This is a genomic window from Brevibacterium sp. S111, assembly GCF_004745075.1.
GTDB lineage: Bacteria > Actinomycetota > Actinomycetes > Actinomycetales > Brevibacteriaceae > Brevibacterium.
On record NZ_RHFH01000005.1, the window covers coordinates 148337 to 163998 of the forward strand.

Annotated in this window: 12 protein-coding genes, 1 tRNA gene and 2 pseudogenes; 6 read left to right on the plus strand and 9 right to left on the minus strand. The window is 63.1% G+C overall.

Annotated elements, in window-relative coordinates; translation table 11 throughout:
• Positions 1 to 24: 24 nt before the first annotated feature.
• Both EB836_RS07595 and EB836_RS18700 read left to right on the plus strand, forming a co-directional pair.
• The gene (locus EB836_RS07595) at positions 25 to 696 is read left to right on the plus strand and encodes a 5-formyltetrahydrofolate cyclo-ligase (protein WP_240689704.1); all 672 of its coding nucleotides are present in this window, start codon (positions 25 to 27) and stop codon (positions 694 to 696) included.
• A gap of 217 nt (positions 697 to 913) precedes the next feature.
• Positions 914 to 1054, plus strand: a pseudogene (locus tag EB836_RS18700) (FmdB family zinc ribbon protein); the annotation flags it as partial.
• Positions 1055 to 1068: 14 nt separating this feature from the next.
• Here EB836_RS18700 and EB836_RS18705 read toward each other — a convergent pair.
• Entirely contained in the window at positions 1069 to 1224 is a 156-nt protein-coding gene (locus tag EB836_RS18705) for a hypothetical protein (protein WP_346763083.1), read from the minus strand.
• 217 nt (positions 1225 to 1441) lie between these two features.
• On the opposite strand from EB836_RS18705, the gene EB836_RS07605 reads away from it, so the two are divergent.
• Together EB836_RS07605 and mscL are read left to right on the plus strand one after the other, a co-directional pair.
• Complete coding sequence (locus EB836_RS07605; RefSeq protein ID WP_135539088.1) at positions 1442 to 2071, plus strand: SAF domain-containing protein; 630 nt, start codon at positions 1442 to 1444, stop codon at positions 2069 to 2071.
• Between the two features lie 242 nt (positions 2072 to 2313).
• On the plus strand, positions 2314 to 2778 hold the full coding sequence (mscL, locus tag EB836_RS07610) for a large conductance mechanosensitive channel protein MscL (protein ID WP_135539090.1): 465 nt from the start codon (positions 2314 to 2316) through the stop codon (positions 2776 to 2778).
• Between the two features lie 184 nt (positions 2779 to 2962).
• Here mscL and EB836_RS07615 read toward each other — a convergent pair whose 3' ends face one another.
• Positions 2963 to 3160, minus strand: coding sequence for a hypothetical protein (locus tag EB836_RS07615; RefSeq protein ID WP_135539092.1), 198 nt, complete (start codon positions 3158 to 3160; stop codon positions 2963 to 2965).
• The gene (locus EB836_RS07620) at positions 3153 to 7928 is read right to left on the minus strand and encodes a DUF4011 domain-containing protein (protein WP_205683333.1); all 4776 of its coding nucleotides are present in this window, start codon (positions 7926 to 7928) and stop codon (positions 3153 to 3155) included. The genes EB836_RS07615 and EB836_RS07620 overlap by 8 nt, the downstream gene beginning before the upstream one ends.
• Positions 7929 to 8035: 107 nt before the next feature.
• Between EB836_RS07620 and EB836_RS07625 the strand changes: the two genes are divergently transcribed.
• Positions 8036 to 8108 (plus strand) — tRNA-Arg (locus EB836_RS07625).
• 91 nt (positions 8109 to 8199) lie between these two features.
• Here the strand turns inward: EB836_RS07625 and EB836_RS07630 are convergent.
• The 3 genes and pseudogenes from EB836_RS07630 to EB836_RS07640 form a co-directional block, all read right to left on the minus strand.
• Positions 8200 to 8379, minus strand: a pseudogene (locus tag EB836_RS07630) (tyrosine-type recombinase/integrase); the annotation flags it as partial.
• Positions 8380 to 8731: 352 nt separating this feature from the next.
• A complete protein-coding gene (locus tag EB836_RS07635) occupies positions 8732 to 10078 on the minus strand; it encodes a sodium:glutamate symporter (RefSeq protein ID WP_135539093.1) in 1347 nt (448 codons plus the stop codon).
• Positions 10079 to 10094: 16 nt separating this feature from the next.
• Positions 10095 to 11231, minus strand: coding sequence for an FAD-dependent oxidoreductase (locus tag EB836_RS07640; protein WP_167854394.1), 1137 nt, complete (start codon positions 11229 to 11231; stop codon positions 10095 to 10097).
• Between the two features lie 195 nt (positions 11232 to 11426).
• Between EB836_RS07640 and EB836_RS07645 the strand changes: the two genes are divergently transcribed.
• Entirely contained in the window at positions 11427 to 12311 is an 885-nt protein-coding gene (locus tag EB836_RS07645) for a MurR/RpiR family transcriptional regulator (protein ID WP_167854395.1), read from the plus strand.
• Positions 12312 to 13281: 970 nt separating this feature from the next.
• Here the strand turns inward: EB836_RS07645 and EB836_RS07650 are convergent.
• The 3 genes from EB836_RS07650 to EB836_RS07660 form a co-directional block, all read right to left on the minus strand.
• The gene (locus tag EB836_RS07650) at positions 13282 to 13518 is read right to left on the minus strand and encodes a hypothetical protein (RefSeq protein ID WP_135539099.1); all 237 of its coding nucleotides are present in this window, start codon (positions 13516 to 13518) and stop codon (positions 13282 to 13284) included.
• 60 nt (positions 13519 to 13578) lie between these two features.
• Positions 13579 to 14643 (minus strand): universal stress protein, encoded by a 1065-nt coding sequence (locus tag EB836_RS07655; protein WP_135539101.1) that lies wholly within the window; start codon positions 14641 to 14643, stop codon positions 13579 to 13581.
• A gap of 202 nt (positions 14644 to 14845) precedes the next feature.
• Positions 14846 to 15346, minus strand: coding sequence for an HNH endonuclease (locus tag EB836_RS07660; RefSeq protein WP_135539102.1), 501 nt, complete (start codon positions 15344 to 15346; stop codon positions 14846 to 14848).
• Positions 15347 to 15662: the final 316 nt, after the last annotated feature.

A 15662-nucleotide genomic window follows, 5' to 3' on the forward strand; every position in this document is an offset into this window, starting at 1 on the left:
CCGCCCCCGGATAGTCTGAAAGGCGTGGATCCACAAACTTCGAAGGCGCAGCTGCGGTCCCGCATCCGCTCGGCTCGCGCGAACCGCTCCCGCACCGAGGCGGCCCCGGGCTCAGCATCGACCGATTCCCGCACCGAGACGGCCCCGACCTCCCCTCCGTCCGTTGCGGACTCAGCGTGGGAAGTCATCCGCGCGGTTCCGGTGCGCGCCCTGCTCGGTTATGCGGCACTGCAGGGTGAGCCTGACCTCGACCCCGCGCTCGATCGTTTCCTTGCCTCCGGCGGGACCGTCTACCTGCCGGTGGTGACGAAGGTCGGTCAACCGCTGCTGTTCGGTGAGATCACGGGATCGATGTCACGCCTCGAGCCGCAGGGGAAATGGGGGATCCGCGAACCCGCAGACGTTGCCGAGCTGCTCACTGCCGCACAGCTGCTGTCACCCGAGGTGGGCCTTGACCTCGTGTTCGTTCCGGCGCTGGGCTTCGGCCTCGATGGGGCACGGTTGGGCAATGGCGGAGGCTTCTATGACCGTACCTTCGGACCGCAGGGCGTGGCGCCGCTCGGGCGGGAGGCTCGTGTTTTCGGGGTGTGCTTCGCCGAAGAGCTCGACCTGTCCGGACTCGTCGCCGAGGACTGGGACCTGCGCATCCCTTCAGCGGTCACCGAGCACGGCACCCACGCCTTCGCCTCGTCGTGACGGCCGCCTGCGACGCAGACGACCCCGCCACGTGACAGGCGACGACCGTTTCAAGTCGACCGGCGGAGGCTCTCGCCGCCTCGTGAACACTGCCGACTGGGGAATCACGACCCACTCAAGCGCGTTGATGTGTGGATAAGCCTGTGCACAAACCGTACCGGTGCGCATCCGAGTGCCTGACGTGCACTATAATCTTTTCGTCGAAGAAAGGTCTCGAATGCCCGTTTACTCCTATGCCTGCAAGAGCTGTGGTCACGCCTTTGATATCCATCAGGACTTCAGCGATGACTCGCTCACCGTCTGCCCGGAATGCCAGGGTCGTCTGAAGAAGGTCTTCGGCGCTGTGGGCATCAGTTTCAAGGGCTCCGGCTTCTACGCCACCGACTCCCGTTCCTCGACATCGAGCACCGCCGGCTCCTCGAGTTCGTCGAGTGCTGACTCATCGTCGAAGGACTCCTCCAGCTCTTCGTCGAGTTCGTCCTCACCGGCTTCGTCGGGCTCGTCGTCCGATTCTTCGTCCGCGAGCACCCCGGCCGCAGGCTGAGCACTCCCGCCTTCCCCTTCGCGGAGGTGGCTGCCGCTCCGGCACCTGTCGCGGCTGCAACACTGGCCATTGGTCCAGAACCGGCCGTTGCTCCGTCACCCGCCCCGACTCGAACACCGCTCGCGTGTGGATGACGGACTTCCATCCACAGGGTCAGGATTCGTCCTTGCCGACGCCCGCTGATCCGTCGATGCTCAGGCCATGAGCTTTCTACAGCGCATCCGCGAGACCTCGACAAGCTGGGCTCGATCGGCTCGCGTCCGACCACAGCGGATCTTCGCCGCGGTGTGCCTTGCCAGCGCATGCGCATTGATCGTCTGGATGTTCACTCCCGACGAGGCCGGTACGGCGGTCGTCGTGGCCCGGTCCGATCTGGCCCCCGGTGCGGAACTGACTGCACAGGATCTCACCCTCACGGACTTTCCTCCCGACCTTGTCCCCGACAAAGCTTTCACCGCTGTCGAGGAGGCGAAGGGCCGCCACACTTCGGCGGGCCTGTCGAAGGGTTCGCCGCTGACAGAGTCGATGGTCCTCGACCAACAGGCGCTGCCGAAGGGAAGCCGGGATCTGCTCATGCCGATCCGTCTCGCCGATGATGCCTCCGCGGCCCTGCTGCAGCCCGGGCAGCGGATACGACTCTTCTCATCCCTTCCCGACGGCGGATCGGAAGTCGTCGTCGAGAAGGTGACGATCGCACGGCTCGTTGATAAACCCGACGGAATAGCCGCCGAATCAGGGCAGCTTGTATCGGTGATCCTCAACGCAGAGGACGCCGGACGTGTTGCCGAATTCGCCGGGCTGCCGATCAGTTTCGCAATTCTGCCCCGCTGAACATCCCTCCCAGCCACACCGGCTGCGCCCCGTCGCCTCACTCATACCGGATGGCTGAGCGGCAGGTTGCCGACTGAACACGGCGTGCCGAAGAGTTCCTATCTGTGGAATGGGTCAACAATGGGGCGGTGAGACTCGCGCCGCATTTCTGCTGACAACGTGTTAACGATGTGTACTATTGGAACGTAATCGGCCAATACTCAACCGCATTTCAGCGAACACACGCCGAAAGGGTTTCTCTAATGTTTAAGGGCTTCAGAGACTTCATTCTCCAGGGGAATGTCGTCGAACTCGCGACAGCGGTCATCATCGGCGGCGCCTTCACCGCGATCGTCACCGCCTTCTCCGACAAGATCATCAACCCCCTCATCGCCGCCGTCGGCGGTGCCGAGGGCCCGGCGCTGTCTTTCCAGCTCAAGCCGGACGTTCCGGAGACGACCATCGATCTGGGTGCGGTCGTCACTGCCGCGATCAACTTCCTCATCGTTGCCGCCATCGTCTACTTCATCATCATCGTTCCGATGAACAAGCTCAACGAGCTGCGTAAGCGCGGAGTTCCCGAGGAAGAAGTTCCTCCGACCACCGAGGATCTGCTCGGCGACATCCGCGAGATCCTGCGCAACCAGACCGCTTCCGCTGCCGGACCTGCTGAGGGCCCCGCCAGTGACGGCGGACCGTTCGATCCGAACCAGCCCCCGCGTCACTGATCCGTCGGCGCACGAGAAGGGCCCGTCCACCACTTGCTGGTGGACGGGCCCTTCTTCATTCCCGAAACAGCTCGCGTCTTCCTGAGAACCTCGGGCTGAGATCTCGAGCTGATGTCCTCGCGCTGTGGTGCCCGCCCCGCGATCCGTGAACTGAGCTCCGTGAACTGAGATCATCACCGAGCAGCTATGACCAGTGGGGTGGCTTCTGCGAGCGATAGTAGTCCTTGCTGAAGCCGCCTTCTCCGGTGTCGGCCTCGTTGCGCAGCGTGGCCCGGTAGCGGCGTTTCGCCGCTTCGACCCGTTCTCTGCGCTCTGCTTCGTCCGCCGGAGGATCGTCGGACACCGCTTCGCTCGGCGCAGCCTCGTCGGGCTGCTCAGGCATCGTCGTTCTTCGACTCCGACTGTGCGCTGTCCTCGGATCCCGGCTTCGCATCTCCGGCGGACTCCGCCGCGTCATCACCGGCCGAGTCTGACGTCGCTTCGGCATCGGCACCGTCGGCCGCCTCGGCGACTTGGTCGTTGCTCGCGGTCTGGACGAGTCCGGCGGACCGGAGCTCATCGGCGCGGATCTTGCCGGTGTCGAAGGTCGGCAGGATGTCATCCTCCACGGGGCCGGTCGAACCCGAACGCGGGATGAGCACCTCGGAGCCGGTGACCTTCTTCGCCTGCGCGTGACGTTCACGGTACCGATCGACCGCTGCCTGCAGCCGGGAGTCTCCACGGGTGGAGCTGCCCTTCTGCGCGAGCGCGGTGCGCAGCAGATCCTTGATCTCCCCGTCCCCGCGCACGACCGCATCGGACTGGATCCAGTCGATCATCTCATCGAGACCCTCCGCCGAGTACTTATGCATCGGCAGTCCCGGCACGAGCTTCGGTCGGCTGCCGGTACGCCCCACGACCACCGAGGCGGCCCGGGCGGCGTTGAGCACGGCCTGCGGGCTCATCGTCTCAACCGTGGTGCGCCAGACATCGAAGATCTTCTCCGTCTCGGTCTGCGGATCGACGAACGCATCGGTCGACCACACACGCATGAACTTCCATCCGCGTCGGCTCAGCTGTTCGGGCAGCACCCGGTCACGCTGGCGCAGGCTGCGCATCGACGCATATTCGGGACCGTCGCCGGCGACGGCGATGATCATCCCGTGTTCGTCCTCCGCCGAGTTCGCCACGGCCAGGTCGATGCCGTTGTAGTGTTCATGGGCGACGACGCCGAGCTGGAGCAGACGATCGGCGATATCGCCCATCAGCGGATCGTAGATCTCGCCGTGCGGTCCGGGCTGGCTGACGCCGCCGGTGGCGATCTCTTCGAGCAGCTGCGGCAGCATGGCCGCTCCCCCGCTGAGTCTGCTGCGCTCGAAGTCGTCGGCTTCGATGCTCGAGACCAGGGTCAGTCGTTTGCGCGCACGAGTCATCGTGGCCGCGAGGATACGCCTGCCGTCGGGGCCCGAGAGCGCGCCGAAGTCGTGGATGACCCGACCGTGGACGGTGCGCCCGTAGCCGAGGGTGAAGATCACCGCGTCGCGGGACATTCCCTGCACCCGTTCGGCGTCGGTGACGACGAAGGGCTCCTTCGTCGAGTCGCTGAAGAACGCCGCCACATAGGGCAGGTCCTTCATCGCCCGCGAGATCGCCGTGGCCACCCTCTGCGCGTGATGTTGGGTGAGCGCGACGACGGCCAAAGACTCACGCGACCGGTTCCGCGCGTGCTTGAGCACGAGTTCGACGACGCGTTTGACCTCGGCATCGGGACTTTCGACCCGCCCGGTGCCGATGTCCGTGGGACCGCGACCGTCGGCGACATAGGAGAATTCGAGCCCGCTGCCCTCCCCCGTGTGCGCGGTCGGAAGCGTCGAGATCGTCGAATCGTAGAAGTGCCGGTTGGCTAGGTCGATGAGCCCGACCGGGGACAGTCGGTAGGAGTTCGACAGCCGCATCCGCGGCAGGAACTCGCCGAGGTGGTCCTGCACAGAGCGCGGATGGTTCCCATCGTCCATCCCGAAGCGGTCGACGGCGATCGAGAACGGGCGCGGGCCGAGCAGTCGGGAGTCACCGAGGGAGATGACCTGGCGGGCACGCGTGATGCCGGGGACGACGTCGACGACCGAGAGTCGCCCGGCGTCGGCGATGACCACGGCGTCGAAGAGCGGCAGTGCGGAGAACAGCTCAGGCACCGTGTAGGGACTGCCCATCCACACCGGGGCCAGGGTCGTGAGCAGCTCGGGCGCCTGGGTCGAGATCCGATTCACCGAGGTGTGCTTCGACAGCAGCTCCTGCTTGATGACTCCGGCGGCGATCGGGTCGGCTTCGATGCCGCGCTTCCAGGCCTGGGCATGGTTGTACCGCAGGCGGGAGGCACCGGCGGCAACGAAGGCGCGGTCGTTCTCCCGGAAGTCCTCGGCCACCTGGTGGAGAGCGTCACCGTCGTGTCGGCCGATCGCCGGGTCTTCGCCGGCCATGGTCTGGAGCACCGAGGCCCAGTAGGCGAGGTCGAATTCGGGGCCGACGAGGGAGTCATCGACCTTGCGCCTGCGCAGATCGGCCATGAGGTCGCTGAGGCCCTCGGCATCGAGTTCGCGCTGCAGGCGGGAGCGTTCGGGCAGTTCGGCGAGGTTCTCCGAGTCTCGGCCCATCGCCTCGGTGCGGGCCTGGAGCTCCTCGATGAGCATCGAGCCGAGATCGCCGCCGTCGGGTGTGGTTTCGAGGATCGGCGAGAGCTTGGCCATATCGGCTTCGACGCTCTGCAGGATCTCGTCGGCTTCGAGCACGCCGCGCGGAATCTGCGGGCGACCGTCGTGGCCGGCGAGGTCGGAGAGGATCACGCGTTGGGAGCGGACATCGATGAGGGCCGAGTGGAGGTCGGCCACCTCGGCCCCGGGACGGAGGAACTCGGCAGCGGACTTCTTCAGTCGGCGACGCTGCATCATGCCCATCTCGACGCCGACCTCGGTGCGGTATTCGGGCGTTCCGGTGGCCGCGATGAGGTCGTCGAGACGGTGGTCGTAGACGTCAGGGGCGAAGCTGTCGAGGGTCTTGCGCACGCGCAGCAGCACCCGGATCGCCCGAGCCCAGTCGTCGACGTTGCGACGCGGGTTGAGTTTCGCCTTCTGCAGGACAGGTTCGGTCGCCTCCACCAGGTCCGGGATCATTCGGCCGATGCGTTCGGCGACGGTGCGTGCGGCTTCGGCTTCGTCGACGGATTTGAGATCGGCACCGAACCAGACGGTGTCTTCGACGTCGAGGGTGAAAGCGCCGAGCGAGGCGAGTTCACCGAGCTTTCCGCGCAGCGCATTCCGGCGGTCTTCACTCGCCCCGAGGATGTCCTCGCCGAAGCGTACGGGTGTCTGCGGAGAATCATCGCCCGAGGTCAGCTCGGCGAGGTGCTGCATCGTTTCGTAGACGGAGACGTCCCAGGGGGCACGTCGGCGATGGAGAGACGAGACATGGTCGGCCAGCGTCGCCCGCTGTTCGTTGAGGTCGTTGAGCAGCTTCGACAGGTCGGGGCGTTCGGACTTCTCTGCCGAGCCGATGAGGCCGATGAGCTGTCTGCGGATGTCCTCCGAGCCTTTGCGGGTATCGACGGCGAAGTCGGAGAGGCCCACCTCGTCGAGGCGGGAGGAGAAACTGTCCAGCGCGTCGGAGGTCTGGGCCAGGAAGAGAACGCTCTTGCCCGTGTGGGCCAGCGTCGTGGCGACTGCGACGGCGACCTGAGTGGCGCCGGTTCCGGGCGGGGTATCGACTACGACCGAGCGACCGGAGACGGCAGCGTCGACGACGGCCTGCTGGTCGCCGTCGACGTCGATGACGAGGAACTCCTCCTGCGGTTTCCGGTCAGGAAGCGGGGTGATCGGTTCCTTGAGTGCGGCAGGGACGACATCGTCGTCGGAGGTCGATTCGGCTTCGGCGGTGTCGCTGTCGGCGTCCGCGGCCTGGCTTTCTTCGACGGTATTGCCGTCGGAGTCCGTGCCGGTGATCGTCGTGGCCGCCTGAGGGTCCGTGGCATCCGATTCGGTCACTGCGTCCGCCGCGGACTCATCGTCGGTGGAGCCCGGGGCCCGACCGGCGGCGGGTTCTGTTGATGCGACGGCGGAGTCGGTGGACTCGTCGGAGCCGGTAGTCGCCGAGTCCTCGGGCGACGCGGCGCTCAGCGGCTCGTCGGTGATCGGCACGGTCGGCTGACCGTAATCGTCTTCGTCCCAACCTGGTTCGACCGGCTTCTCGTCCGTGTCACCGGGCTTCTCGCTGGAGTCGGTCAGGGTCTCAGCCGACTTGTCGTCGGCATCCGGCGTGGTCTCCGTTTCCGGTTTCGCCGGGGAATCCTCCGGTTCGACCGGATCGTTCGACGCCGCTTCGGCCTTCTTCTCCTCGGCCGGTGACAGCGTGTCCCCCGCTTCGGCTGCCTGTGGCACGTACGAGGGTCCGCCGAGGTTCGCCCGGACGTCTTCGTCACCGGCCAGAGCCCGCAGGACGGGGTGCTGCGTGGGCAGATAGTCGGTGGAGAACGGGGTCGCGATGTTCGCGAAGGTCGAGATGATCAGACGGTGGTTGACCCGCAGTCCTGGGACGCTCTGACCGAGCTCGCGGAGGCGGTCGAGCGCCGGCCCGGGGTCGAACCCCTGCGCTCCCCCGGTGGCATCGATCCAGTCGTCGACGGGCACCTCGAGGTCGTACTCCTCGTGGAGGTGCTGGACGAGGGCCGGGTTGATCGTGATCTCGTTGCCGAGCACGATCTCATAGTCCTCGACTCGTGAACCGCGGGGAACGAGAGTGATGTGGCGCATGACCACAGGAGCGTTGAACTTGTACTTCGCGTCCTTCTCCGTCCACGACGCGAGGCCGATGGCCAGATGGGCGGCGCGGATGCCGCGCTCATTGTCGAGCTGCTCGGCCTTCGAACGGATGGATTTCGCGCGGCGACGTGCGTCGGCGAGGATGTCGTGATCGCGGATCAGGCTCGATAGGCGGGTGGCTCGACCAGCCAGCAGCTGCGCAAGACCGGAGGGGTGGGCGCCCGAGAGGTCGATGCTGCCGTCGCGGGAGTCCCTGAAATGAAGCATGGTGTCGCGACCGCCGAGGTGGGCGGCCTGCTTCTTCCACTCGGCAAAGACCTCTCCGAGTTCTGGGAACTGTTCGTCTGCAACGGAATCCGACACAATCCGACCCTAACGAGAAACTGCTGTTTATCAGTGCTGGCACACCGTGGAACACTGAGGTTTCTTCTACGCTACACTGGGTGATCGTGGTTGAGCACGACCACCTGGCCCCCGTAGCTCAGGGGATAGAGCACCGCTCTCCTAAAGCGGGTGTCGGCAGTTCGAATCTGCCCGGGGGCGCACAAAAAGTCCTGGTCAGACCTCCATCGCAGTGTTTACTCCGATCATTCTTGCTCACTCGGTCCGCAAGAGCCTCCGCCCGCCGTTCTGCGAGCTTGTCGGCAACTGCATCCAAGTCTTCATCAAAGAGGTCCGAGTTCACATCGAGCGTGGTGCTGGGCTTGTCGTGACCAAGCATCCGCTGCAGTGCAAGTACGGATGCCCCTGCGGACACCGCGAGCGAAGCAGCAGTATGCCGTAGCTCGTGCGGAGTCAGCCCATCGACGCCGGCCCTCCTGGTGACGCTATCCCTTCTGGGGTTTCGGAATCTCATCCACTAAATCGCTCGGAGCTTGCGCAAGGCGGATCGATTCAGTCCTCCATCGCGCCCTTAACTGCGAAGTGCCCTTTTGAAGAGTCGTGTCGAGCTCATGGTGGCCGCCCTAGTGGCAGGGCCTCGGCGAGGGAGCAGTTGAGGCTGCAGCCGCGGGGGCGTTTCCCGAAGTAAGAGGGCACCGGACGAAGCAATCACCGACTCGCGGACACGATCGATCACGATGCTACCAACGGAACTACCCTGCTGCCGAGAGGCACTTTCAAACACTACACGCCGCCATGCCCGACGATCACGCGAATTTTCCAGGCTAATGGACCGACGGGATACGCGAGGCGCTCTTTCGTCGTGAAAGCGCGAATGCGAGCAGAATCGCGAGAATTGCGGTTCCACCCCAGATTCCCACTGCGGTCCAAGTCAGGCCGGCGATAATTAGTGTCGGAACGAACGTCACCGCAAGGATCTCATTCTGATTGGCCACCCCTTGGAGAGCGTACTGCTCGAGCGTGCGCGATTGCATATTAGGATCGACGATTCGTAGCAGTGCGATGCCTTGCGGAACCGCACCGAGGGCCCAGCCGAAGGTGAAGATTTGCTTCTCGAACCAGTTCTCTGTAAGCACTCGCGGTGCGATGACTAGTCCGATAAAGAGGACGAGGGCCAGGCCGCAGGCGAACAGGATTACCAGCGGAATGGCGTAGTCGGCGACGACAGCGGGGGAAATAGAGGCGATTCCGCAGAGTATGAGGACGTCCGTGGCCACTCCGGAGATCGAGTTCATCGATGACTCATCGACCAGCCGATTCGCCTTGAATCGCTTGAAGAGCACGTTAACCAGCAGTCCAATAAGGAAAGCCACTGAGAACACGGGAACTGAGATTCCGGGCATCAGTTCCTTGAGCCACAACTGGATGCCGTATGCGGCGGCACTGATTGCGGCGATGATCCCGACTTGAAAGGCGAGGGATTCAATGCTCGAGCCAGAGAATACATGCCTACCGATGATCGGCCGCTCCTGAGTATCGCTGAGCACTCCGGTACGCACCTCTTTAGGGATGCTCGAGAGACCAGCGTAGTGCTTAGCGTACCCGCGTTCGGCGCCGACCTTGGCCAGGATGATTCCGCCGGTGATGCCGATTAGCAGACCCACAGTCGCTGAGGTGATTGCGAGGTCGGTGATCTCAGGATATCCCGCCTCGGCGAAGACCTGGCCCATGGCCGCGGCCGTGCCGAAACCTCCGGCCCAGCCAGCGAACAGGACGACTCCGAACGAATCAGTTACGTCGAAAACCGGTTTGAGCAACAAGAGCACGAGGACGATTCCGAAGACGACCTGTACCGAATACATGAATACGGTGTAGCCAAAGAACTGGCCGATCGAACGGCCGACTAGCCCGGCGCGGAAATCAGTATTAATCGCGATGCATGCGAATACGATGACGACGAGCACGGACGAATAGTTGCCGAATTCCTCAGAGAACGGCAGGACGGCGAGTCCGGACGGGCCGAGCGCAAGACCCAAAGCGCCGCCGATGACAGAAGAAGGTACGAGTAGCGAACGGAGCGGTTTGATCCACGCGCGCAGTCCGGCGCCGACGGCCAGGAGGGCGCCGATGAGACCCGCGTCAGTGAGCAAAGCCCAGGCGTTGAAATCCATGGTGTGTCCTCGGTCCTCAGGCGTCGCCGACTTTGGCGAACCGGTCGATGCGATAGTTGTGGAGGGAGAAACGGGGCTCACGCTCGAGTGCAACATCAATCGATGCGCGAGCCCATGCTGGCGTGAGTTTAAAGCCGTGACCGGAATATCCGGTTGAGACGGTGACTCGTGGCGAGGCCTTATCGATGATCGGCCGTGAGTCGGACGTGTAGACGTCCATGTGGATAGAGCTGCGTATGGGGTAAGACGATAGGCCGTTGAGAAAGCCACAGATAGTCTCCGCACTTTCCTCAACCGTCGCTTGGTCGAGTCGGTCTGGCAACAGCGCGGCATTGTCGATCGGTTCTCGTCCGTGTCCCGACCCCGCTTTCATCGTCATGCCGTCCAGTGATGGGAGCCCGTAAACATGTTGACCGTTCTTGTCACGGATGAAACCTGGAAAGGTGCCGGTGGAGAAATCGTACTCGGGGTCAGTGAGAAACCATAAAAGTGGGATTGGGCGGATGTCGAGGAGCGATGACACAGCCGGGACAAGGTCCTTGGTCCAGACACCGGAGGTGACGATGACCTGTGAGGCCGACCATTCCTCGTCGCCAGCCACGATGCGTACCCTGTCGGGGCCTTCTTCGATGGCATCGACGGGGGTCCTATCGAAGAGTGCGGCTCCTGCCCGCCGCGCAGCATCTTGGAATAGCCAAACGGCTAGTTCGGGTCGCAGTACCCCGCCGAGTTCATCGATGATGGCGATATCGTCGGCAGTGTCTTTGAGCTGAGGTAGCCACGTCGAGATCTCGTCGCCGTTTAGCCGGGTGTGCGGAAGTGAGAACTCGTCAACGGAATCGAGCACGCCGCGCATCTCGTCCGAGCTTTCGGCCCCGATCGAGGCGACGCCGTTGCGCAGAAAAACGTTTGCGCCGCTCATGCGATCGAGTCGGCTCCACTCTTGTCGGGAATAGAGTAGGGCGTCGACGTATTCAGGCCCCTCGTGGTATGCCACGCGAAACAGACGACTGTCGCCAGCGTAGGCAGCAGTTGGGTGTAGAGCGGTGGCACGCTCGAATCCTGCGACACTATAGCCAGCCTCAGCGAGGTCCCGAGCGATGAGTGAACCCACTGCACCGAGCCCGACCACTGCAACATCGAAGTTCGTCATTGAACTATCTCCTTCAGTCTCCATCCGGGACATGACCGCCCGAACGAGCGATATTTGTTATGCAAAACACATTGCTTCAATTAGAGTAGATTTTTCTACATTGAGGTGTCAATGCGTAGCAAAATAAATCATTACGATGCGGCCACTCCCCGAAAGAGTGCCCCGCGCGGGGCACGGCAATGCCATACTGAAGGAGTGAAGCGATCAATTCCGACCGAGGCTGCTGACCGGCAACCTGCACTCACACGCGCGGAGGCACGGGTCCAGCTGTATGCCCGTCAGGACCCACTGGCCTTCGCTACCTCGACGGCCGTAGAGATTGCCGAGGCGAGTTCGACAAGCGATGCAACTGTCGCGAGGACGGCGAGGAAATTGGGATTCCATGGCGTGCGAGAGTGGAAGCGCGTGTGTGCAGATTCGGTCGATTCGACTCTCGGCCTCGACGCTCTACTCCGCGTTCGGCTTGACAATCTCAGTAAAGCGAAGTCTGTAAAGTCCTCCGGTGGTCTCGCGCGACAGGTGCTTGCCTCCTCTGCAGAGGCATTACTTGCTCTAGCCGAGATTCTCGAGTCCTCAGCGCTAGACCACGGCGTAGACGAGCTCGTGAACGCGCGACGGGTGCTCGTGTACGGTCTCGGCGCGGCTTATCACGTCGCGGAATACCTCAGCCTCGCGCTCGAGCGGGTCGGCGTCGACGCGAGAGCGGTCACCGGCAGCGGTCATACATTAGCTGATGCGATTCCCCGGCTTCGCAGCGATGACGTAAGTATCGTTCTCGCCCCGAGGCTACTATTTCCGGACATTGTCTGGTATGCAGCGGAGTCCGCTCAGCGTTGCGCGGCGACGATCCTAGTCACCACTGAACCTGCGCCCGAGCGCCTTCGGCAGTCGACAATTACTCTCAGGTTGCCATCGACGGCCCAAGTTGTCGCAGATGATACTATTCTCACTCTCGCTCTCGCTGATGTGTTCGTCGCTGCCATCGCCCGGCAGGAGCCGAACCGTTCGCTTGCGACCCGGCAGGCCGTTCAGATGTTTCGCGATCGGATCTACTCGGGTCAACGGTGCGATTCCCGGTAGTGCGAGCGTGTTCAAGCACGATGCCCGCGGATCGCCGCCGGGATATCGGCATCTCACCCGCCACGTCGCCCGGAGCCTACTCGAGACGTCATTCAGGACGCGATTGCACCCTAAATGCGATGCACCGTGTTAAGTACTCGTCAGATGCGAGAAGCGCGAGCAGTTCTTCGTAAGTAATGGTGCGAAGCTCAGTCTCGCCCTCGTTCATGAAGCGAATCCTCTCGGAAAGTGGGTTCGGGTCGTGTTCTAGGCAATAGATAGGCTGCCCACCACCTGAACCTTCCGCTTTAACGCCGCCCACTGTGCAGATGACACCGATCTTTTGAAAGGTGAAGGCTTTTGAGACGAACATTCCGCAGTGCTTGCAGAAGGCGGACGAACCCAGCGCCGTTCATGAAGCCACGGGCTTCAAACTCGTGCTCGTTGGCTTCGGAAGAAGAGCGCTGTATTTCAAACATGCGGCTTCTTCTGTTACTTCAATAGTTGAGCCTTCACCGCGTATGAACGTTCGTGGTGAAGTTAGTGCCCCTATGTCTAAGTCAAGGGGCAGCGAAGAATTGGCCGTGCTCATCCACCTTGAAGATGAGTTGCGTGACAAGGGGTGTTCGGTGGCTAGGGCCGATGCCGCTCCTGGGTCACCGCCCACAGTGTCCATCGATGTGCTTTCGATACTCACGATTTTGCCACCTTGAAGCGCATCCTTGGTACTAGAGGCGAAGTAGGGCGGCCTTGCCGGAGTCTTTCTGTTTGCGCACCCGGACCCGCAGAGCCTTTGCTTAAGCCGAGTTCATTTACCATACGGGTGATCGCCCCGTTTGCTGTCCGGGATCGGCCTGGGTGTGGATGACGAGTTCTACGGCACGGGACTTGAGTCCGTCGGTGTATTTCTCTGGCAAGAGAAAATCCCCTTCTTCCAATCTCCCTGACTCCAACATCCCCGAGGCGATTCATCAGTCCTGAGCAGATCCGACTACTGCTTGTGACTGAGCGGGCTCACGGGACTCTCCTTACGGTGATCGTCGCTGTCAGGGCCGAACCGCGCTCGCACGTACCATACGCATTCGACGATTCCCGTTAAGAGTGCCGTATTGATGATCCAAGTCGCCACCAGTGTCAGGTCAATCTGCTTGTGCATCAGCACGGCTGCTGCGGCTCCGAACAGAAAGCTGGTGGCCGCAGCAGCGAGCACGAGAATGAAATGTTTCATCTGGTCATCCGTTCTTGCCCGATGAGGCGACCTGCGGGCAGATGCCGGGTCCCGAATTCCTCAGAGCCCGGGCTCCTGCGGAGCCTCGTGCTGCTTGCGACGCCCGTGATCCCGCGCGACGCGCACGACCATCGTCGGGCACTGCGAGTACGGCAGAACCGACTGAGAGGTCGACCCCAGAAGGAGACCGGCGAATCCGCCGCGTCCACGCGAACCGATGACGAGCACCTCGGCCGTGTCCGAGGCTCGCACGAGCACCTCGGCGGGCTGACCGTCGAAGAGCGTCCACGTGACGTCGAGGTCCGGGAACTCCTCCGCGAGGCGCTGCTTGGCCACGACGAGCTTGTCCGCACCTTCGTTGACGAGGCGTTCGAGATCGGCGGTGCTCGGCAGCCATTCGGGACCGATGACCGTCGTCGTGATCACGGCGACGATATGCAGCGGGGAACCACGCCGGACTGCCAGTCGAGCGGCCTTCCACAGCGCCGGGGATTCGGCACCGAGGGAGTCGACACCGACGACGACCTTGCCGTCGAAGCGCAGCCCCTCGATCGCCTCGGCGTCGGCATCGTAGTCTTCGACCTCGACACCGTCCTGGCGGATCGGGCGCGAGGAGGTCGGGTGAGCCGGCCGCTCGGCCCGGTCGTCCCAGCAGGCGGGTACGACAACGGTCGGGCAGGCCGAGTGCGCCGGCAGTGCACTGGAGACCGTGCCGAGCAGACGACCGGCGAAACCGCCGCGACCGCGCGAGCCGACGACGGCCAGACAGCCGGTCTTCGACTCGTCGATGAGCACGCCGGCGGCATCGCCGATCTCGATGACTGCTTCGACGGGAACGCCGGCGGCCTTGACCTCGGCCGCAGCTTCCTTGAGCGTGTTCGTCACGGCCGCTCGGATCGAGCTGTCGTCGATGGGCACATAGGAGACGTCGATCGCGGCCGCGGCCACGCTCGGGATCGTGTAGGCGCCGACGAGGCGGATCGGCCGGTTGAGTGAACGCGCTTCCTGGATCGCCCAGGCCAGGGCATTGCGGCTGGGTGGGGAACCGTCGATTCCGACGATGATGGACTCGGGTTCGCCGGCCGGAGCCGGGTCTGGGTTCTGCGGACGGTCCTGCTCACTCATCGCAAGCTCCTCGGGTCGAAGCGAACTTCTGTTTCGTCCACCCTAGAACACATTGCCGGTGAGTACTTCACCTATGTCACATCGTTATCCGATTTCCACCACAGTGCGGACAACACCGTCCCCTATCTGGGATGATGCTGAACGTTCACGGCACCTAGACGACCGTCGGGCGCAGCCTCGGCGACAGACAGGCCCACGCCCCTCAGGCGGCTGCGGAGAGCTCGAGGAACGGACGCCATTTCTCGACGGGCTTCTCGATGCCGCGCATCCACAGCTGGCCCAGCCGGGGCTCCTGAGGACGGAAACTGAGCTTCCAACCGATTTCGTTCAAGGTGCGGTTGCCCTTGCGGTTGTTGCACTCTCGGCAGCAGGCGACGAGATTCTCCCAGCTGTTCGCTCCCCCGCGCGAGCGCGGAACCACATGGTCGACCGTATAGGCCGGCTTGCTGCAGTAGGCGCAGCGATGGTTGTCCCGGCGCAGGACACCTCGGCGAGACAGGGAGACCCGGCGATTGCTCGGCGGTCTCACATAGCGGGTGAGCAGGATGACTGAGGGCTGATCGAGACTCATGTGCTCGGATCTCACCGGGATGTCCTCTGCGGCCAGCACCGTCGCCTTACCGGTCAGCACGAGCACCACGGCGCGTGTGAACGGCACGATCGACAGCGGTTCGTAACCGGCATTCAGCACGAGAGTCTTCATATCTCGCCCCTCATCTTCTTCTCTTGGGGGCCGAAACCGGCTGCCTCGGCCCCAGGAAACACAAAAGGCGCCGTGCTCATGGGCACGACGCCTTGAAAGAGGGCACGGAGACACGTATGTACTCCGCACCAGAGACTGGAGCGGCTATTCGAACTATTCGACTATGCCCCATCTGCTTTCCTTCTGATCGACGGTGCGATGCTGTCGCGTCGAACCGTACAGAGAACTCAATCTTCTCCAGAGTAACGCCGCGAACGGCTATGACCCAATTCACAGGCCCCGCGTCGCGGAAACTTCTCATTTCGTTCACCGAGTT